This is a genomic window from Streptomyces sp. C1-1 (genome assembly GCF_050214755.1).
Taxonomy (GTDB): domain Bacteria; phylum Actinomycetota; class Actinomycetes; order Streptomycetales; family Streptomycetaceae; genus Streptomyces.
Genome location: NZ_CP189827.1, coordinates 139,753 through 159,261, shown reverse-complemented (window position 1 = coordinate 159,261; position 19,509 = coordinate 139,753). Strand labels below are relative to the sequence as shown.

Below are 19,509 nucleotides of genomic sequence, written 5' to 3'. Positions count from 1 at the left end.
TGGAAGGGACCACCCCCGCAGGCGCGGGGAGCACCACTCGGACCCGCGGTGGCAGTGGCGGCGCGAGGGACCACCCCCGCAGGCGCGGGGAGCACCTGATAGGGGGCAGCATGAAAGGGGGGTCAGAGGGACCACCCCCGCAGGCGCGGGGAGCACCGATCCTGCCGCCGGGAGGACCTGGAGAAGGCGGGACCACCCCCGCAGGCGCGGGGAGCACCGACGCCCACTCCTGCTGCGGATCCTCGCCTGGGGACCACCCCCGCAGGCGCGGGGAGCACTTCATGGCGCCGGCGCCCTGCCGGTTGGCATCGGGACCACCCCCGCAGGCGCGGGGAGCACCCGGAGCCGTGGCGGCCACCGAAGCGGATGACGGGACCACCCCCGCAGGCGCGGGGAGCCCACTTGATGACCTGCTGTTTTGTCATGGAGGCAGGTTATTCTGAAGCAGTTTAGCCAAATCCGACAAAGCAGGAATATAGGGTATTGCGCACCTCAACTGTTGCCGTAGCGCCGTCGCTTGGATGCGTTACTCCAGCCTTTTCGTGGAGCGCTCGCGTCATGTGAGGAGCCTTGAGTGTTCGGGCGGCGAATCAGGGTCAGGCCTTCGTGGTCGATCGGGTGCCAGGCATGGTCATGGCTGCGGAAAGTGAAGCCCTGTTCGTTGTTCGTCGTGTGCGCGAGGAGGGCGCGGCCTTGGTGGGTGTATTGCTGGACCTCGTCCCAGAGCAGGTCGCGGATCCGGGCGGACGGATTGCCGATGAAGACGCCAGCGGAGATCTCAAGGAGCCAGCGTGTGAGAAAGCCCCGCAGGCCGGGCGGGCAGTTGGTGAGGACGATGACGGTCACCAGGAGAGCTCCACGTCGTCGTAGGCTTGATGATCACCGGTTTGGTCGCCGTAGTTGCGGCCGGCGACGACGGTGTGGCCACTGTCGCTCTGAAGGGTGACAACGTCGAGGTCGGCGCCCCTCGTTCCCGCCGATGACGCCTGTGGTAGCAGTAGACGTTTGATGTCGTTGACGCAGCGGTCGAGCAGGGAGGTCTCGTTGATGCGGTCCCGCAGGGCCCGGCGGGTGCGCGGGCCGATGTCTTCCGCGTCCTCGGCGGCGACGTCGAAGGCGAGTGGGATGCCGATCTCCGTCTTGTACAAGTCGGCGATGTCTAGGACGAAGGACAGTTCGTGTCCGGAGTGGACGAAACCGAGCGCTGGACTGCAGCCGAGAGAGGCAACGACCGCGTGGGCGATGCCGTACATGCACTGGGCGGCGGCGGTGACGGCCTGATTGACCGGGTCGCCGCTGGTGAAATCGCCTGGGGTGTAGCGGCGGCCGCGCCAGGGAACGCCGGTGCGGGCGGACTGGGCCCGGTAACAGTCCTTGAGGCGGCTGCCTTCGCGTCCGAGGAGTTCCTGGCGAGTGAGGCCGGCGGGGTCCTCGTCGGGGAAGCGCAGTCGGTACATGGCACGGGCGACAGCAAGTCTGTTGCGGGTGTTGGCCCACTGCAAGGCTTGTGCTTCGGCTAGCGCGGAAGAGCGGGTCAGGGCGCGGCCGCCGGCGTAGTAGCGCACGCCCTGTTCCCCGACCCAGCAGACGGCGGCGCCGGTTTCGCCGAGGACGCTCATCGCCTGATGGGTGATGCGGGTGCCGGGTCCAAGGAGGAGAGTGCCGATGGTCGCTGACGGAATATGGGTGGTGCCGTCGGCATCCTCGGCAGTGATGGCGTTGGCGTCGCGGTGTACGGTGCACCGCTCGAGGTAGACGAAGGACAGCCGTTCGCCGGTGCGGGTGAGCTGGCGTGGGCTGAGCGCGGTGCGCCGGGAGACTGTGGTCACCGTCTCACCTCGCCGTGCCGAGTGGTGCGAGGGTGAGCAGGCCGCAGCCATACGCCTTGGCCTTGCCGATTCCCTGGGTCAGGGCGCGGCGCAGTAGTTGTGGGTCGGTGATCTCCAGGCGGCCGTCGAAGGTGACGGTGACCAGGCTGACGGGTGCCCGGCGGCCGCCCTGAGGGGCGGTGCTGCGGGACTTGTCGAAGGCGAGGTTGCGTTTGTCGCGGACGGTCAGCTCGTACCGGTCGCCGGAGTGTGGGTGCTTGGTGCGGGTGGTGCCGCTGGGAAGCAGTCGTTGGTCGTCTGCTTTTTCCAGTACGCGGAAGCCGCAGGTTTCCTGACGTTTGAGGAGCCAGCCCATCTGGTGCACCGGTGTGAGATGTGCGGTGCGCTTGGTCGGTTCGTCGTCCTTGCGGCGGGCGTGGTGGACGGGGTTGGCGGTGAGGCGGAACGCCCACCGGTCACCGGTGGTGAGCCGGTCGAGGAGTGGGCCGTAGGGGCGGCTCTGCCAGCCTGGTTCGTCCGGGTGGGCGGCAGCTGCGGCGGGCCAGCCGGCTTGTTCAACGAGATGGGTGAGGTCGGGCCGGTCGGGGCTGACGAGGTACAGCATCACTTCGGCGCGGCTGGTGTGGTCCAGCCGCCACAGCACTCGTGGGCCGCCTGCGGGGGGTGTGTCTGTAGGCAGCAGTGTCGGGAAAGACGACATGACGGCGGCGTGCATGGCCTGTGGTGAGGACAGCAGGCGGCGGGCACCGGAGCGCGCGGTGTTCACGCGGAAGCGGGTGAGAAACATCAGGCGCTCTCTTCGTCCAGGGCGTCGAACGGGTCATGCCGGGGCAGCTGCCGGGTGGACGGGTGGGGGATGCGCACGCTGTAGCTGACCTGGGTGCGCAGAGTGTGGCGTCGGTGTTCGGCGGCGAAGCTGAGCGGCTGGTCGCGCAGGGTGTCCGCGCTGTTCTGCTCGGATGCGTCCGCCTCGCGTAGCACGGTCAGTTCGACCTGGTTGTGGCCGCGGTGCTGCCTGCGGTACCACGGCGAGGCCTGCCACGGTTCCTCGCGCAGAGCGTCTTGCAGACCGGTGTTCTCGTGGAGGTGGAGCTCGATGGGGAGGGAGGGCGGGCAGGATCGGCGGCCGAGGAACGGTGCGTAGACCGGGGCGCGTAGCGCTGCCTGCAGTTCGGCCAGCAGCCGGTGGTCGCCTTCGAGGGCGGCGACGAACACGGCGTCGGCGAGGTAGAAACGTTCGGACAGGGGCATGGATTTGCCGGTGACGCCGTGGTGGGCGGTCTGGAAGTCCCGTACGCGGGTGCCGGGCTGGTCGATGCGGACGCCGAACCGCAGGGCGGCCAGTGGCTTCAGCTTGTCGTCGTCGCCGCGTTCGATGCCGGCTGCGGCGGCGAGCATACCGATGACGCCGCTCTTGGTGGGGGCGGATTCAGTGGTGCGGCGGGCGAAGCGGGCGGAGGCCCCCCAGGACTGCAGGGGGCCCGCGAGGCGGAGGGTCAGCACGCTCATGCGGGCTTCTCCAGGCGCTCGGCGACGGCCTGGCCGACGGCGCTGAGGAGTTCGCCGAGGTTTTGCGACTCGGCGCCGATGCCTGCGAGTTTGTGGGTGTTCGGGCCGACCCGCAGCACCCAGGTGCGCGTGGATTCCTCGTCTCCGTACGCTCGCTCGATGTCGGGGATGTACTCGGCCAGGCGCTCGGAGGCCTCACGTACGTAGCCGCCCGTCTCCCCGCGCACCGGGTCCTCGAAGGCGGCGACAAAGCTGACGGGCCGGGTGGTTCGCAGCTTGACGATCACGGCATCGGGCAGCGTGTGGTGCCCGAAGGTGTTGATCTTGCCGGTGGGCAGGGAGGCGACGAAGCCGTGGACGAAGGCCTCCACAGCCCGGCGGACCGGATCGGTGCGCGGCTCGTCGTCGCGCAGGCCCTGTCCGAGGTTGGCGGCGAGCTGGTGAACGCCAAGAGCGGCGTAGCGGTACAGGGTGGCGGAGTTGAAGTCGACGGTGCCGATCATGCCGGCGCCCGTCTCTGCGTCGGTGTTCTCGTCGTCGACGGCCGTGTAGTAGTCGGATTCGTTGTCCACGCGGTGGACGCTGATGGCGTGAGCGACCTGGACAGCGGCGTCGACGTTGATGTCGGCGTCGTCGGCCACCATGCGGCCGAACAGGGCGATGTCGACGGAGTGGAGGGTGTCCGCGATCTGCTTGGCCCGGCCCTTGTTGTCCTTGTCCTTGAGATACGCCGTGATGTCGGATGCGCCCTCGACGGCGAGGCGGGCCAGGCCGTCGAGTTGGCGGGAGCTGAGAAACACCAGGTACCTGGACTCGGGTGCCGGTTCCGGCTCACCGTCCTTGGCCGCGGCCGCCTTTCGCTTGGGAACCTCGGTCTTCAACCCCGTGGCCTTCACGGTCTCGTCCGCGATGCGCAGCGCGGTCTCATCGGTGAGGGAGGGATCGAGGGCAGTGATCCGGTCGGCGACCGCCTCCACGATCTTCTTGGTCCGTACGCCGAGCTCGCTCGCGTCCAGCAGGTGTTCTTCCTTGAAGTACGTACGGGTGGCTCGTTTCCATGCCTGGCTGGAGACGCGGGCGCGCGGCACCCCTCCGTACACCGCGGTCTTCGGCGCGCCGGTGTCATCACGGTTGAGGTTGCTGGGCGGGACGGTCTGCAGGGCGTGTACGTCGAGGAAGATGCGGTTCACGAGGCGTCCTTGTCGTTTTCCGTGGTGCCGGTCGTGCCGGCGGTGTCGGAGCTGGTGGTGGGGGACTGACCGACGGCGGGCTTGTCGTGCCAGGCGTGGAAGGAACGGCCCCACTCCCTGCGGACGGTGTCCGCGCCGCCGGGCCACTGCCAGGTATAGAGCTGTCCGGCGAGTTGCGCGTGATCGAGTTCGATGTCCTGGCGGCGCAGCAGAACGACGATGTCGCGCAGGCGCTGGGCAAGAACGGGCAGGTCGGGTGCGGTGCCGGCCCGGACCAGGCGTTTGCGTACCGGTTCGTCGATCTCGCCCGGCTTCATCAGCCGGCGCACCGAGGCTCCCAGGCCCCGGGGACGGCCTGGCCGGTCGGCCTGATACATGCCCGCGCGGCGGGACTGCTGGTGCAGCGCGTAAAGGGTGAGCGCGACGTGCAGGGCGTCCTCGGCCCGGATCAGTTCGCTCTCGCTCAGCAACCGGGCACCGTCCGTTGTCTCGTGAAGGGGGCCGATGTCGATCAGCGCCCACAGGTCGGGCAGCTGCCCGACCTCCCGGCCGGCGCCGCGCCGGAGCCGGGCGAGAGCCGCGACGGCATGAGGCTGATCATCAAGGTGGCCCCGTTGCAGGACGGCGATGTGGTCGGCGGCGAGCCGGGCGACGCGTGCGCGTGGGGTGGCAGGTGCGGTGACAGTGGTCATGCGGGTGCCTTCACGGTGGTTTCGGGTGCCGGGCTTGCGTCCGCATCCGGCGGCGTGTCAGGGGCATCAGGGCGCCCCAGGCCCTTGTGCAGAGCGGCGCGGAACCACTTGCCGGCGAGAGCGGAGGTGAACCACTCGGTGCCGTGCTTGAGTTGGACGATCCGCCCCTGCCAAGCCGCGTCCCCGGCCGCGGCCATCAGCCGGTCGCCGACCTTGAGGACGATCCCGTACACCTGCTGCTGCCAGTCGGTGCGCTTGGCATAAGGGTCGTCGGTGTCGGCGAGGTGTGCGAGCCAGGTGCGGTACGGGGCCTCGAGGAGACCGTAGGCGAGATCCCGTGCGCTGGAGCGGGGTCCATCCGTCTCGGTGCCAGCCGCGCGGGCCAGGTTGGCGGCGAGGTCACCGAGTGCGTTGACCGCGAGGTCGGCGTCGCCGACCGCCGCGACGGCCTGCTCGGCATAGCGCCGGTCCTGCTCATGAAGCAGCACAACGGCCATGGCCACGTGGTCGTCGACGACCTCGTCGATCACCGACTGCTGCGTGCCGTAGCGTGCGCCGATGATCCGGGCCCGGACGAGGAAGCCGCGTTCCAGTTCTCCCTCCGTCACCAGGCGGGCCACCCACTCCAAGATCCCTGGCCGCAGGTGGGCGGCAGGCTCCGAACCTTGGGCCGTGCCAGCCTCGTTGGCGACCAGGGCCCCCAGCCCTCGCCATGCGGAACGCTCAGGAGCGTGCTCGCGTGGCAGGTAGACCGGACTCTTGCGGAGTTTTGCCTCCTGAGGCTTGCTGCGCCGCCAGGCGGTCATCGGCTCCCGGTGCTGACGGTCGCGAGCGGTGAGTGGGTCACCGTAGCCCAGGACGACGCCGTGCACGCCGATCTCGTCGAAGTGGAGCCGCAAGCGCCGTGTCTGCCAGGTGTACAGGTCGCGCACACCGGTCGGGGCGCGCTCGGCGCCGCCTGGGCCACACGGCTCTCTGCGCCATGCCGGCGCGTCCGCCTCGTCGATCACCAGGTTCGGCGTGTCGGCCGCCACCAGGTTCAGCAACAACGTCTCACGCAGGGTGCGGCCCTCGACGAAGACGCCACCGAGGTTCCCGGCCCAGCCGACACCGAGCGGGTAGACCTTGCCTCCCTTGACACGCTTGTCACCCTCCGCCCCCGTCTTGATGCCGGAGGTGTCATAGGCATGCGCGTGGACGACCCAACGGGCTGCCTCGGCAAACGTGAGCCGCTCCACAGTGGGCATGCGGGCGGTGAAGAACGGTTCTCCATTGGGAACGTCGGCCACGATCCGGTTGAGGGAGAACACCTCGTCCTTCGCCGTGTGCAGACCTGCGGTCTGGAAGAACGGAGCTTTGGCATCCAGCAGATCGAACCGTCCTCGGTGCGCCTCAAGGTAGGCCCCGACCGGCGCGAAGCAGGTCTCGTCCGCCCACAACTCCGCCCACGCCTCGATGTCCTGCGGTCCGTTGAGCGCATCGTGTGCGACCGCGAGCAGCAGACGGATCAGGGCGAAGTCCTGGGTGGGCAGGTCACCAACGATGCTCCGCAGGTCGTGCACCTGCTCGAACACCTGGCGCAGCGACAGCTCGTCCTGGCCACCGTCCCTCCTGAGCACGGGGATCCACGGCCGGGCAGTGAGGTCGAACGACAGCACGCCGCCGCTGTTGTTCTGGTCGGTTTCAGGCACGGGTCACCTCAAGACCGTTACTGGGGCTGTACCGGAGGCAGAAGCCTGCCAGGCGGGTCTGACACTGCTCGTCGAGCGCGAGGATGAGCTGGCCGGCAAGCCAGTGACTGTCTTTCACCTGCCAGGCGGGGATATAGAACTTCTCTAGCTCATCGATCGCCCGGTCTATGACGTCGGCGTAACTGAACTGAATCGGCAGTCGCAGTCCGCAGCTTGCAGCGGTTCGGGACGCGAGTGCGGTTGGTACCTGGTCCGTAGGCAGGGGCAGCCCGGCGCGGGGACGGCCCTTGCGGTCGGGTGTGAGCCATGGCACCGTGGCGAGGGCGCCATCGGCGCGCCGCTGTACGACCAGGACCTCCAGACTCTCCCGGCTGTCGCGGACCTGGGCCCGACCCTGGCGGGTGTCGTCCGCGTCGCCGACCCCCGCTGCGACCCAGCCGAACAGTGGCCGGCCTGGGCGGGCGGCAGCATCCAGCCGGAACGTCGCGGCCCGCTCGGCCTGGTCCGCACGATGCTCCTCATAGCGCGCACGGGCGGTTTCCAGCGCATCCGCCCAACCGACCGGGCCCACGGGCTCATCGGCGTATGCGCGCTGCACCAGTGGACTGATGTCCGCCGGCAGCCTTACGGGCCGCTGCTGGCCGCCGTCGAGGTGCGGCAGCAGGACGGCAGCGGAGCGCAGCAACGCGTACGCCCCGTAGACCGCGAGCGACCCGCGCATCGGCGCGGGCACGGGAGCGCTCCAGTCGGCTCCCGATACCAGGCAGCGTGCCTGGCGCAGCCGCTCTGGCCGGCCGGTCTGTTCCTCTCCGCCGCGCAGGTGCCGGTGCAGGCGTCCCATGCGCTGCAGCATGAGGTCAACGGGGGCGAGGTCGGTGACCAGCAGGTCGAAGTCGACATCTAAGGACTGCTCGGCGACCTGGCTGGCGACGACGATGTGCGCTGCTTGCGGCCGGTCGGCCTTGCCTGGCCGCCCGAAGCTTTTCAGGAGGCTTGCGTCCTTGGCGGCACGGTCGACATCGATGAAACATGAGTGGGCGACGGTGACGTTCGCCTCACCGAACCTCTCCCGCAGTGCCGCCGCTGCTTCGAGAACACGGCGCACCGTGTTGCGTACGACGAGGGCGCAGCCGCCTCCGGCCAGTTCCGTCTCCAGTCGGTCAGCGAGGACATCCACGTTGTCGTCGAGCCGCTCCAACTCGACGTCCGTGCCGCGGGTCGAGGCCGCAGGGTGCCGCATGACCGGCTCACCCCCAGGCATGACTGCTGTCAGAAGGGGATACTCGTCGGCCTGCGCAACAGCGTCGAAGGAGGCTGCGGCCTCGCCGGTGGCCTTCCCCGCGTACGCCTCCGTCAGTTCCCTTCGCCGGCTGGCCGGCAGCGTCGCGGACAGCACCACGACTGGCACCCGGTAAGCACCCAGCCATGACAGCACCCGGTCGAGATAGACGCTCATGTACGTGTCATAGGCGTGCGCCTCGTCGATGACGACGACCTTCCCGGCGATCGCGAGGTGACGCAACGCCAGGTGCCTGCTCTTGAGCCCGGCGAACAGCAGCTGATCGACCGTGCCCGCGACGAACGACGACAGCATGGCCTTCTTCCGCCCCCGCAGCCAGGTGTGGGCGACGAGTTCGGCGGCAGCAAAGCGGTTCCGGCTCGTCGGCCGCCACTCGCGCTCGTCGGATCCGTCCACGTCGACCGCGGCGATCCGCTGGCCCTTGCCCATGAGATCGGCGAAGTCGTCATTGAGGGCAGCTTTGGAGTGGGCCAACTGCACCGAGTAGCGAATCCCCTCGGGAGCCGGCAGACGGTCGAGCCAGTCCAGCAGACGGGGGAACATCGCGTTGCCGGTAGCCATCGTCGGCAACGCGAAGAACACACCGCCCGCCCCGAATCGCGAGGCAAGAACCTCTACGGCGGCGAGCGCGGCCTCGGTTTTGCCCTCTCCCATCGGCGCCTCGATCACCATCAGCCCTGGCTCGTCCATGCCCCGGGCCAGTTCGACGGCCGCCTCCTGTACCGGCCGGACCTTCGCCTGCGATGGAAGGTCGAACCGGGAGGCGAACAGCTCCTGCACATTCCCCACTGGTTGCTTGGCATGCCACGGGCCCGGCAGGTCCAGTCCGCGCCATGCGGCCGCGATGCGCTCTGGGCCCGTGCGCGGTACGTCCTCGGGAAAGTAGGGAAAGAGGTCGGGATTGCTGGCGATCCAGTCGGAGACGATGACCAGCGCAGAAAGCAGCACCTGCACTGGTTGCGGCAGCTTCACGCCCTGCCAGGCCGACAGACACTCCCGTATGCCGAACTCGTCCGCGCACGCGTCGAGCAACTCCTCCTGCACCCGCTTCCACAGCGCCCGGCTTGAACCGTGCGTGCGCAGCAGATGAGGGTGACCGTCGAGCGCCTGGATTTGTCCGTGCTCGGGCGGCACCCCGTGGTGCCCGCCCACCGCCACCGTGAACTGCCCAGCCTGCTTGACCGTCCAGCCGTGCCGCTCCTGCAGCCACTCCTCCAGCAGGATCTGCCCGGCCAGCCCATGCGGAGCGAGCCGCCGGTCTGCGCCCATCGCCTGCCGCGAGCGCATATCCAACCCATGGCCACGCATGACCTGCGCCAATTGCTCGACCTGGCAGGCGAACGCGGGCGTCGCCTTCCCGATGTCGTGCACACCGGCCAGCCACACCGCCAGCCGGCGCGCACCCGCCTCCCCACCAGGCAGCGCGCTGGCGATCAGCCTCCGCACGGTCAGCGGTAACCATTCGTCCCATAACCGCCCGGCCACGGCGGCACTGTCCTCCATATGCCGCCACAACGGCAGCCACCCGTCAGAATCACGCTCGTGCTTGGCCCATACGCTCAACGCTGGCCTGCCCAACCGGGCGTGTAGCCCCGACGGGGCGTCCCCCTCGCCTGTCATGCCAGATACCTACAGGACGTAGAGGAAGAGGGAAGCCAATATGAAGAAAGCGGAGAGGGCCTATCGTCAGTCGAGACCACTTCACAGACGCCGGTCAAGATCCCGAGTGAGTCCTCGATCGACCGCCACGGCAGGAACTTGAGGGGCGATAAGTGCCTTTCGCCGGATTTTCTGAAACTCGTAAAATTGACGGCACTTGCTTCGTAAAGCCGCAGGTCACGCAGTCTGCTCCCCGCACCCGCGGGGATGGTCCCCCGCCCCGCCCCGGCACCACCCGCCCCAAGGACTGCTCCCCGCACCCGCGGGGATGGTCCCCCTCCCCACCCGACGGCCCTGTGAACACCCGTCTGCTCCCCGCACCCGCGGGGATGGTCCCATCACCCGCGGCGGCAAGGTCAGCAGCGGCACCTGCTCCCCGCACCCGCGGGGATGGTCCCCAAAAGGTCAAGCCGGACAACACCTTCCGCTACTGCTCCCCGCACCCGCGGGGATGGTCCCCAGGCGTCTGACGCGACGATCGGCACGATGACCTGCTCCCCGCACCCGCGGGGATGGTCCCTTCACGTGATAGACGGCGTTGGCGTCCAGCTGCTGCTCCCCGCACCCGCGGGGATGGTCCCTGGACGAGGCCGACGACGACGGCGACGAGTACCTGCTCCCCGCACCCGCGGGGATGGTCCCCACGCCGGGAGCTCGTCGACTTGAGCGGGCGTCTGCTCCCCGCACCCGCGGGGATGGTCCCCACATCACCACCACGACAGGGCAGTGACGCCACTGCTCCCCGCACCCGCGGGGATGGTCCCTCGGTCAAGTACCAGATCCGCGGCGGACGCCGCTGCTCCCCGCACCCGCGGGGATGGTCCCTCGACGCCATCAGCCAACTCCCCGCCCACCTCCTGCTCCCCGCACCCGCGGGGATGGTCCCAACGTCATCGCCCTGCCATCCGGCCAGCAACTCTGCTCCCCGCACCCGCGGGGATGGTCCCCTGTAGCGACCCGGCGGTTCCGCCCTGATCCGCTGCTCCCCGCACCCGCGGGGATGGTCCCGCCTCCTCCGGTGCCACCCCGACCGTGGGCCACTGCTCCCCGCACCCGCGGGGATGGTCCCGCGCATAACGTGTGTTGCGCGCTCCGGCGGGGCTGCTCCCCGCACCCGCGGGGATGGTCCCTGCATGGTCCCTCCCCTCGAATGCGGTCGGATCTGCTCCCCGCACCCGCGGGGATGGTCCCGAGGTGACGGACAGTCTATCCGTCGTCAAGGTCTGCTCCCCGCACCCGCGGGGATGGTCCCGTGACCGCACTCAAAGCATGGATGGCAGCCGACTGCTCCCCGCACCCGCGGGGATGGTCCCTGGGCGAGTTCGAACGCGGTCCGTACGGCGGCCTGCTCCCCGCACCCGCGGGGATGGTCCCTTCACCCTGGCCGCGCAGACCGCGACGGGCCTCTGCTCCCCGCACCCGCGGGGATGGTCCCAGTTCCGGTGTCCGCATCGGCCTGGCCACCAACTGCTCCCCGCACCCGCGGGGATGGTCCCCAGACGGCTGCCGCCCCCTCCGGCCCGTACTTCTGCTCCCCGCACCCGCGGGGATGGTCCCGCCGCGAAGCTGCAAGGCTCGGCGCAACAAGCCTGCTCCCCGCACCCGCGGGGATGGTCCCAGTCCCTCCCCGAGGGTCGATGCGGTCTGCCTCTGCTCCCCGCACCCGCGGGGATGGTCCCGACTGCAGAAGCCCCGCCTCCTGCACGGATATCTGCTCCCCGCACCCGCGGGGATGGTCCCAGGCTGTAGCAAACGATCAACGTCCTGTGCGCCTGCTCCCCGCACCCGCGGGGATGGTCCCCGGCAGACCTACGCGGACACCGCCGCGGACTTCTGCTCCCCGCACCCGCGGGGATGGTCCCTACTCCGTGACGTCCGGCGTCTCGGTGGCGGTCTGCTCCCCGCACCCGCGGGGATGGTCCCGTCGCGAGGCACCGGCGAGTGGGGTTGAGGCCCTGCTCCCCGCACCCGCGGGGATGGTCCCTCCAACGTGCTGCCGGTGACGTTCTCCTACGACTGCTCCCCGCACCCGCGGGGATGGTCCCAACGCGAACAACGGTGCCCGCCGCGTCCGTGACTGCTCCCCGCACCCGCGGGGATGGTCCCGGTTCATCTCCTACGGCGGCGGCCCCGGCCGGCTGCTCCCCGCACCCGCGGGGATGGTCCCGGAAGACCATGAGGCCGTTATTCGAGACGCCTCTGCTCCCCGCACCCGCGGGGATGGTCCCCCCGACCATCACCCCGCCGACAAGCCCGCCCACTGCTCCCCGCACCCGCGGGGATGGTCCCGAAGTCACCGGTCTCCCTGACTCCTCCGGGGCCTGCTCCCCGCACCCGCGGGGATGGTCCCTTTCCCATGGAGGGACCGCGTGACCACCAAGTCTGCTCCCCGCACCCGCGGGGATGGTCCCGTCCCCGTTCTCGTCCCGCTCCAGCGCCAGAACTGCTCCCCGCACCCGCGGGGATGGTCCCAAGCCACAGCTCTCGTGGGAGATCGGCGCCGACTGCTCCCCGCACCCGCGGGATGGTCCCGACCAGGCCGGGGACTGCGTGGCGGTCACCTGCTGCTCCCCGCACCCGCGGGGATGGTCCCGCGAACGACTACGACGGCTTCATGGCCTCGCTCTGCTCCCCGCACCCGCGGGGATGGTCCCCAGCTGTACGAGGGCCACGCCAAGGCCCTGGTCTGCTCCCCGCACCCGCGGGGATGGTCCCGCCACCAAGTCGGCGGACGGCTCGGCCCGCACCTGCTCCCCGCACCTGCGGGGATGGTCCCAACCCCTTCCACCGCGACACCCAGTTCCTCAACTGCTCCCCGCGCCCGCGGGGATGGTCCCGGGACTCACGACGACCAGGTGGACGCGACCAGCTGCTCCCGCACCCGCGGGGATGGTCCCCGCAGCGTCTTGGCGAGCCGGCGGCCGCCGTTCTGCTCCCCGCACCCGCGGGGATGGTCCCAACGGGCACCCGCCCGCCCGCCGGATCGACCGCTGCTCCCCGCACCCGCGGGGATGGTCCCGTGGTCTTGTCGTTGCCGAACTGATAGTCCGTCTGCTCCCCGCACCTGCGGGGATGGTCCCCAGGAAGTCCGAGGTCGTCCACACGCTGCCGACTGCTCCCCGCACCCGCGGGGATGGTCCCGTGGAGAGTTCAGTCTGAACCCGTGGTGATCGCTGCTCCCCGCACCCGCGGGGATGGTCCCGGCGGCGAGTTGACCGACTTCGAGACCGTCGTCTGTTCCCCGCACCCGCGGGGATGGTCCCGCCGATGTCCTCCAGGAGGGAGCGGAATCAGCCTGCTCCCCGCACCCGCGGGGATGGTCCCGGGCCGGCGCCGAAGGATCCGAAGCGCAGGCACTGCTTCCCGCACTCGCGGGGGTGGTCCCGCGGGTTGTCCCGGTTCGCCGGGTCGGCCCAGCTGCTCCCCGCACCCGCGGGGATGGTCCAGCACGTTCCTCGCGATGAGCCACGCCACGTGCTGCTCTCCGCACCCGCGGGGATGGTCCCCTCGCCCCGATCAACCGTGCCTAACGGTCGAGTTGCTCCCCTGTCGGTGACGGCTGAAAAGTGGCCCAGTAGCGAACCCAAGCGTCGAAAGTGGGTCACGATTCACGCGTCGCCGACACTCCCCGCACCCGCGGGGATGGTCCCGGCCTCAAAACCGCGGCGGGCGAGGGCAAGATCTGCTTCCCGCACCCGCGGGGATGGTCCCCAGGTCCACAGCATGTAGGCGGCGACCAGACACTGCTCCCCGCACCCGCGGGGATGGTCCCATGGCCGTCAAGCAGCCGAACGGCCAGACCATCTGCTCCCCGCACCCGCTGGAATGGTTCCGAACCGACCGGCCGCCCGATCCACTCACCGCCATGCTGCTCGCACCCGCGGGGATGGCCCCAGCCACGTCGATGCAGGCCCGATGCCGAACCTCTGCTCCCCGCACCCGCGGGATGATCGCCTCGACTACGAGGAGGCGGCAACCGCTCTCAACTGCTCCTCGCACCGGCGGGGATGGTCCCACGCACGCCGACACGTAGAGCTTGGCGGCCGACTGCTCCCCGCACCCGCAGGGATGATCCCACGGTGCGCTCGATCACCAGCAACGGAATCCACTGCTCCCCGCACCCGCGGGGATGATTCCGGGGCGACTCACAGCGCGCAGAGCTTCCGGATCTGCTCCCCGCACCTGCGGGGATGGCCCCAGGACGATCAGGCGGGATTGGAGGTCCTGAACTGCTCCTCGCACTCGCGGGATGGTCCCGGCGTCAACGTAGAGTCTCGCGGCGGTGACGGCTGTACCCCCCGCAGTCGCGGGGATGGTCCTGTGCATAACTGGCCGCGCGCCGACACCGAGTGCTGCTCCCCGCACCCGCGGGGATGGTCCCGCGATCATGCGGACGGAGTCGTCGGTGGCTTTCTGCTCCCCGCACCCGCGGGGATTGTCCCGCGTTTTCCGCGGCGAACTCGTGGCAGCCGAACTGCTCCTCGCACGCGCGGGGATGGTCCCGAAATCGCGATCATGGCCCGCGCGGTGAGGTGCTGCTCCCCGCGCCCGCGGGGATGGTCCCCGGTTCAGGACGTACAGCTTCCAGCCGTCGATCTGCTCCCCGCACCCGCGGGGATGGTCCCCATGGACACCCGGCGGCAGGGGGTCTTCAGTGGCCTGTGGAGACGGCGGGCAGGTAGGCCAGGAACACGCTGCGGTGATACAGGTACTCAAGGACGTGCGTGTACGCCTCGTCGTCCGTGGTGAGAGCGGGTCGGGCGATGGCGACGATGCCGTGCGCGTAGCCCTGCGTGGCGTACCGGCAGGCCGCACCGAAACCGGGTCGTTGTGTGAGGGGCGGTGGCTGCACCATGTCGGCGAACGTAGGGGAGGCGACCTTCCACGCCAGCGTCACCGCGTGCGCGCGGATCAGGTCGAGATCTGCCCGGCGCTCCTCGCCGCTGTCCGCCAGGACGTAAGAGGTGATGCGTACGGAGCGGTTGGTGCGGGCGGCCCTGGCGATGATGTCGTTCATGTACTCGCGGCGCAGGATTTCTAGGCGCGCCGCCCGGGCGTCGGGTTGCAGAACAGTGGTCACCTGGCACTCCTGAGTACGGATCCGAGGAGTGTTTCGTGGGGCACCGGGCCGGGCTGGAACAGGGCGAGTTGCTCGCGCAGAGCGGCGGGCGGGACGAGTCGGTCGCCTCGGCAGGGGCGCAGCCAGTAGGGGCCGGGCGGCTCCGCAGCGGTCAATGCAGGGAGAGTGAGGGAGTAGGGTCGGCCGAGGCACATCCCGTACCGGTGCGGCTCCCATCGGTCGCTGGTGCCGGGCGGGACGAGCCAGATGTACCAGCCGCGCCCCATGTCCTCGATCACCGGGCCACAGGCGTCCGCGCGCTCGTTGCCACTGTGCTGGATGGAGTCGAGGACGCGGACGGCGCCGTAGGCGTCTGGTCCATTGGCGGTGATGACGATGTCGAAGAAGCGGCCGCCCAATGGCAGTTGGGCCGTCTGCCCGCTCTGCAGAGCCATCAGGCTGCGCACGCGGTGCGCCAGGTCGCCCATGTCGGACGCGACCTGGCCGGCGTCGACCGTGTTGGAGCTGGTGGTGAAACCGACGGGGGCTGATGCCGGTAACGGGCGGCCGACGGCGACGCCGCGGCGAGGCAACCGCGCAGCGAAGGTCACGCCTGCCCGCCTTTCGCGGGGACGACCACCTGCACGGTCTTGCCGAGCACGGTGCCGTCGTCCTGCTTCACATACCAGGAGAGACGGCCCCCGGATTCGGTGATCCGCCACAGGCCGGACTTCGTCGCTGCGTATCCCTCACTGACTTCAGCGAAGTTGAGGAACGCGGGGTCGGCGTCGTCGGCATAGATGCGCAGTTCGTGGGACTCCGGCAACACTTCCATCCGCAGGATGATGCGGTTGTCGCAGAAGGGGCTGCCGTGCCTGGCAGCGTTGTCCGCGATGTGGCTGGCCATGCGAGCTGCCACCTCGACGTCGCCGGGCCAGTGGGCCATCGTCAGCCGGGTGCGAGCCCGCAGCCGTGCGTTGGAGCCGGCGCCCTGGTCTGCCTGCAGTCGCCAGTCCCAAATGAACAGTGGTGTCGGCGGTGACGTGACCGTCTCGTCCTGTGTCGGTGGTGCGGGGGGTGGGGGCGGATTCACGGGGGACTCCCTGGTTCATGACGGGGGCTCCGTCGGCTGTCGAGCGGGTCCGCAGACGGCGGGCAGCTCGGCAGTTAGGACCTCTGAACGAGTCACTTGATGGTTACGTACAGCGAACCGCGGGAGGGGCCTCGCGGGTACGGGCCGGAAGTGGCGCGGCTGCCAAACGTGACACAAGATCGTTTTTGGGCTGGGATGCCTGGGGAAGGGCCTTTCGGCCAGTTGCCAGAAGAGATCGAGCAGTTGGGCAATAGGTTGGATGCAGCGCGGGCGTACCGCGAGTTCAGGTTGGCAAACGCGACTCAAGATCATCGGCACGGTGGGGGCGCATCATGGCGCGCAATCGCAACGAACGGTTCAATGCCTTACTCAAGGAAGCGGACTGGTCACGGGCCCCAGCGGCTAGCGCCTTCGTCCGCGTCGCGAAAGAGAACAACCTGCAGGAGTACGCCCACATCGCACGGCAGCACGTCCAGCACTGGGTGGCCGGTCACCAGCCGTCCGGGCGTGCACCCATGATCATGTGCGAGGCACTGTCCCGTTGTCTGAGGCGCGTCGTCACGCCGACCGAAGCCGGGTTCACAGCGCCCGACTCTCCAGCGCAGGGGGCGCTGGACTGGCGCGTCGATCCCGTGATCGCACTGAACGACCTGGGGAGTACCGACTTGGATCCCGACCGGCGCAGTCTGCTCCGCGGCGGTGTGTACTCGGCGGCCGCGCTCGCGCTGCCCGGAGACGGCTGGTGGCTGGAAATGGCCAAGGAGCCACCAACCGCCGACCGGAAGGCGCAGCGGGTCGGCCGCGGCGACGTGGAGAGCGTCCGCGAGATGACATTGGCCTTCTCCCGAATGGACCAGCGGCGCGGCGGCGGCCATGGCCGGACCGCTCTCGTCGAGTACCTGCGTTCCGACGTCGCCCGCTACCTGGTGAGCACCTTCCCCAGCGACCAGGTACGACGCAGCATGTACTCCGCCGCGGCGGAAGCCTCATACCTCTCCGGCTGGATGGCGTTCGACAACGGCGAACACGACCTCGCCGAGCCCTATTTCACCGTCGGGCTGAAGCTGGCTGCCCGGGCGGGAGACGCTCCGCTGTCTGGGCACATCCTGTGCGCCATGGCGCACCAGGCCCTCGACCTCGGGCTGCCGGGGAAGGCGCTGGAACTCTCCTCGGCGTCGGTGGCCGGCCAGCGCTACGTATCGGCGACCCCGCGGGAGCGGGCCCTGCTGGGCGTCGTCCATGCGCGGTGCCTCGCCGCGACTGGGCAGGAGCAGGCCGCAGCCAAGACACTGCTGCGCGCCGAAGACGACTTGCGCAGCGCGCACGACGGCATCGAGGAGCCAGACCGCACCTTCTTCTTCGGTGAGGCGTCGCTGGCTCATGAGACGGCCTGCGTGCTGCGCGACCTGAACGACCGCAAGGGCGCGGTCGGCCAGTTCGGGCGCAGCGTCCGCACCCGCGGGGCCGCCTTCAAGCGGACTCACGCCGTAACCCTCGGTTACCTTGGCGCCACCCAGATATCTGCGGGCAATGTCGAAGAGGCGTGCGCGACTTGGTCCCGGGCGCTCGACGCCATGGAGGACGGCATATATTCCGGCCGCGCCCGGCAGCGCGTGGTGGAGATGCGGCAACTGCTGTCCCCCTACAGGCGCCGCGGCATCCCGGTTGCCGCCGAGCTCGAAACCCGGGCGGCCGACTACCTGCGCACCGTAGATTGATCACGCCATCAGCATGAAGGGGAGACCATGACGCTGCAGATCGAGCCCATTGGCACGGTGGTCGGAGGCCGTACGGAGGTCGCTGACGACAACTGGGGCGGCGTCCAGTCGATCATCCGGCTCAACTCGACGTTCCCGCTGGACGTCGTGAGGGGCCTGGAGCAGTTCTCGCATCTGATCGTCACCTGGCACTTCAGTAAGGCCTCACCGGACGACGTCGCGCTGCACGCGCGCAGCCCCCGCAATGATCCGCGGTGGGAGCCCTCGGGGACTTTCGCGCACCGCAACCACCGGCGACCGAACCAGCTTGCGACGTCCTTCCCGCGGCTGCTCAAGATCGATGGGCTGGACCTGCACGTCTCCGATATGGACGCCGTGGACGGCACGCCCGTGTACGACCTAGGCCCCTACTTCCAGGAGATGGGGCCTCGCGGAGACGTACACGAACCGGAGTGGCCCGGCGACATGCTGCAGGATTACTGGGCAAAGGCGTAGGGCGCACCCACAACCCGGATCCTGCCGTGCGGGCCGCTTTGACGAAAGTGCCTTCCGCGATGCTGGCCCGCATACCGGCCTACGGCCCGGTATCCTCGGCCAGCCCGGACCACAGCCTCGCGCGCGGAACCCCCGTACAGCGGGACGGCTTTTTGCGGGTCGCCCTCACCCGCGCGGTGGGTGCGGTCGCCCCTTTTTCACAGGTCCGTCCACGGGCGAGGCTTGTCGCCAGCCAGAGGCAGCCACACGTTCTGGGAGGGACCGTGCTGCTCCAGGTCTTCCAGCACGGCGGCTCCTAGCCGGACTTCCCGGGCGAGTTCCGCTACGAGCGGGTGCTGAGCCACCATCGCCTGCAGATCGCTGATCCGGTTCTCCAGCCTGGTCCGGGAGGCACCGGTGAGCACGAAAAGCACACGTGGAAAAACCGGATACCAGCGCAGCCACGCAGGGCCTGCGGAGGCGTGCTTGCGCCGGCCGACGGGCTGGGCCTCGTACTGATAGAAGCGGGCGTACTCGATCAGCTTCGCAGCCAGCCGCTCACTCCCCATGGTGCTGCGGTCAACTTCCACGAAGGCACGCAGCTTTCGCCGATGGTCGCTCTCCACGACCGTGTAGTACATGACCGCGTCGGCCACGATCCGCTCGCCCTCACCGATGGAGTGGGACACCTCAGGGGTCCAGTCCCAGGGGCCGTGCTCATGCCCGAGCCGCCGGGCATGTGCGGCGAAGGCCAGGTGAGCGCGAACGACGGCCAGCGTGTGCGGGGTCTTCAGCGACGCCGCCGTGGCCGAGGTGATCGGGTAGGGCGGCCGCCCCCGCAGGACGGGCAGGTCGCGGGTCAGCCGTGCGCCGTCCCGGGTGAGGTACCAGGCGTTGGTACGGGTCCGGTTCGCGTCCGGCAGTACCGTGCGGTCGACGAAGCCGTCGGAGCGCAGCCTGTTCAATACACGGGACATCAGCTGGCGTGTGCCCTCCGGGCGCAGCATCGCGCGCAACTGGCTGGTGGTGGCGATGCGGTGCTGCGCGAGCCCGGCCAGCACTTGGTGGGCCAAGGGCTCAGCAGGGCTCGGGGCCGGTTTCGGCACCGGAGTGCTCCGTGCGGCGCTGCTCATGAGACGTTCCCTTCCGCGGCCGTGGCGGTCTCCTGCGGAGAATTTCGTTTGCTGCTTCAGGAAACCCGCAGGGCCCGACCGGTCCCCGGACCACGAAGCCCCGGCCATGGTCACGAAGTCGAAACAGTGTCACGGTCCGTACCGTGGTCGACATCCTCGGCC

Annotated in this window: 14 protein-coding genes and 4 CRISPR repeat arrays (1 of these 18 only partly in view); of the genes, 2 read left to right on the top strand and 12 right to left on the bottom strand. The window is 69.5% G+C overall.

Annotation, left to right across the window (positions count from 1 at the left end; all coding sequences use genetic code 11):
* A CRISPR array of direct repeats spans positions 1-400; the repeat unit is 29 nt; unit sequence GGGACCACCCCCGCAGGCGCGGGGAGCAC (it extends 788 nt beyond the left edge of the window).
* A 92-nt stretch (positions 401-492) separates the two neighbouring features.
* From cas2e to ACQF4J_RS47040, 11 genes are all read right to left on the bottom strand, one after another.
* Positions 493-846, bottom strand: coding sequence for a type I-E CRISPR-associated endoribonuclease Cas2e (gene cas2e, locus ACQF4J_RS47090; protein WP_427168803.1), 354 nt, complete (start codon positions 844-846; stop codon positions 493-495).
* Complete coding sequence (gene cas1e / locus ACQF4J_RS47085) at positions 843-1,829, bottom strand: type I-E CRISPR-associated endonuclease Cas1e (RefSeq protein WP_427168802.1); 987 nt, start codon at positions 1,827-1,829, stop codon at positions 843-845. Before cas1e ends, cas2e begins: the two co-directional genes overlap by 4 nt.
* A gap of 4 nt (positions 1,830-1,833) precedes the next feature.
* The gene (gene cas6e / locus ACQF4J_RS47080) at positions 1,834-2,616 is read right to left on the bottom strand and encodes a type I-E CRISPR-associated protein Cas6/Cse3/CasE (protein ID WP_351584727.1); all 783 of its coding nucleotides are present in this window, start codon (positions 2,614-2,616) and stop codon (positions 1,834-1,836) included.
* The gene (gene cas5e / locus ACQF4J_RS47075) at positions 2,616-3,338 is read right to left on the bottom strand and encodes a type I-E CRISPR-associated protein Cas5/CasD (protein WP_427168801.1); all 723 of its coding nucleotides are present in this window, start codon (positions 3,336-3,338) and stop codon (positions 2,616-2,618) included. The genes cas6e and cas5e overlap by 1 nt, the downstream gene beginning before the upstream one ends.
* Entirely contained in the window at positions 3,335-4,528 is a 1,194-nt protein-coding gene (cas7e, locus tag ACQF4J_RS47070) for a type I-E CRISPR-associated protein Cas7/Cse4/CasC (RefSeq protein WP_351584731.1), read from the bottom strand. The genes cas5e and cas7e overlap by 4 nt, the downstream gene beginning before the upstream one ends.
* Positions 4,525-5,220: a type I-E CRISPR-associated protein Cse2/CasB gene (casB, locus tag ACQF4J_RS47065; protein ID WP_427168800.1), complete on the bottom strand. Its 696-nt coding sequence runs from the start codon at positions 5,218-5,220 to the stop codon at positions 4,525-4,527. The genes cas7e and casB overlap by 4 nt, the downstream gene beginning before the upstream one ends.
* Positions 5,217-6,911, bottom strand: coding sequence for a type I-E CRISPR-associated protein Cse1/CasA (casA, locus tag ACQF4J_RS47060; protein ID WP_427168799.1), 1,695 nt, complete (start codon positions 6,909-6,911; stop codon positions 5,217-5,219). The genes casB and casA overlap by 4 nt, the downstream gene beginning before the upstream one ends.
* Complete coding sequence (cas3, locus tag ACQF4J_RS47055; RefSeq protein WP_427168798.1) at positions 6,904-9,831, bottom strand: CRISPR-associated helicase Cas3'; 2,928 nt, start codon at positions 9,829-9,831, stop codon at positions 6,904-6,906. The genes casA and cas3 overlap by 8 nt, the downstream gene beginning before the upstream one ends.
* 225 nt (positions 9,832-10,056) lie before the next feature.
* Positions 10,057-12,342: a CRISPR direct-repeat array (repeat unit 29 nt; unit sequence CTGCTCCCCGCACCCGCGGGGATGGTCCC).
* A 456-nt stretch (positions 12,343-12,798) separates the two neighbouring features.
* A CRISPR array of direct repeats spans positions 12,799-13,376; the repeat unit is 29 nt; unit sequence CTGCTCCCCGCACCCGCGGGGATGGTCCC.
* 845 nt (positions 13,377-14,221) lie between these two features.
* A CRISPR array of direct repeats spans positions 14,222-14,495; the repeat unit is 29 nt; unit sequence CTGCTCCCCGCACCCGCGGGGATGGTCCC.
* A 26-nt stretch (positions 14,496-14,521) separates the two neighbouring features.
* The gene (locus ACQF4J_RS47050; protein WP_427168797.1) at positions 14,522-14,950 is read right to left on the bottom strand and encodes a hypothetical protein; all 429 of its coding nucleotides are present in this window, start codon (positions 14,948-14,950) and stop codon (positions 14,522-14,524) included.
* Positions 14,947-15,540 (bottom strand): hypothetical protein, encoded by a 594-nt coding sequence (locus ACQF4J_RS47045; RefSeq protein ID WP_427168796.1) that lies wholly within the window; start codon positions 15,538-15,540, stop codon positions 14,947-14,949. The genes ACQF4J_RS47050 and ACQF4J_RS47045 overlap by 4 nt, the downstream gene beginning before the upstream one ends.
* Positions 15,537-15,836 carry a hypothetical protein gene (locus ACQF4J_RS47040; RefSeq protein WP_427168795.1) on the bottom strand — a complete coding sequence of 100 codons (300 nt, stop codon included), beginning with the start codon at positions 15,834-15,836 and terminating at the stop codon, positions 15,537-15,539. The genes ACQF4J_RS47045 and ACQF4J_RS47040 overlap by 4 nt, the downstream gene beginning before the upstream one ends.
* A gap of 518 nt (positions 15,837-16,354) precedes the next feature.
* Here ACQF4J_RS47040 and ACQF4J_RS47035 point away from each other — a divergent pair.
* The gene (locus tag ACQF4J_RS47035) at positions 16,355-17,740 is read left to right on the top strand and encodes a Tat pathway signal protein (protein ID WP_427168793.1); all 1,386 of its coding nucleotides are present in this window, start codon (positions 16,355-16,357) and stop codon (positions 17,738-17,740) included.
* Positions 17,741-17,767: 27 nt separating this feature from the next.
* On the top strand, positions 17,768-18,235 hold the full coding sequence (locus ACQF4J_RS47030) for an SAM-dependent methyltransferase (RefSeq protein ID WP_427168792.1): 468 nt from the start codon (positions 17,768-17,770) through the stop codon (positions 18,233-18,235).
* A gap of 197 nt (positions 18,236-18,432) precedes the next feature.
* On the opposite strand, the gene ACQF4J_RS47025 is transcribed toward ACQF4J_RS47030, so the two are convergent.
* A complete protein-coding gene (locus tag ACQF4J_RS47025) occupies positions 18,433-19,347 on the bottom strand; it encodes a replication-relaxation family protein (RefSeq protein WP_427168791.1) in 915 nt (304 codons plus the stop codon).
* Positions 19,348-19,509: the final 162 nt, after the last annotated feature.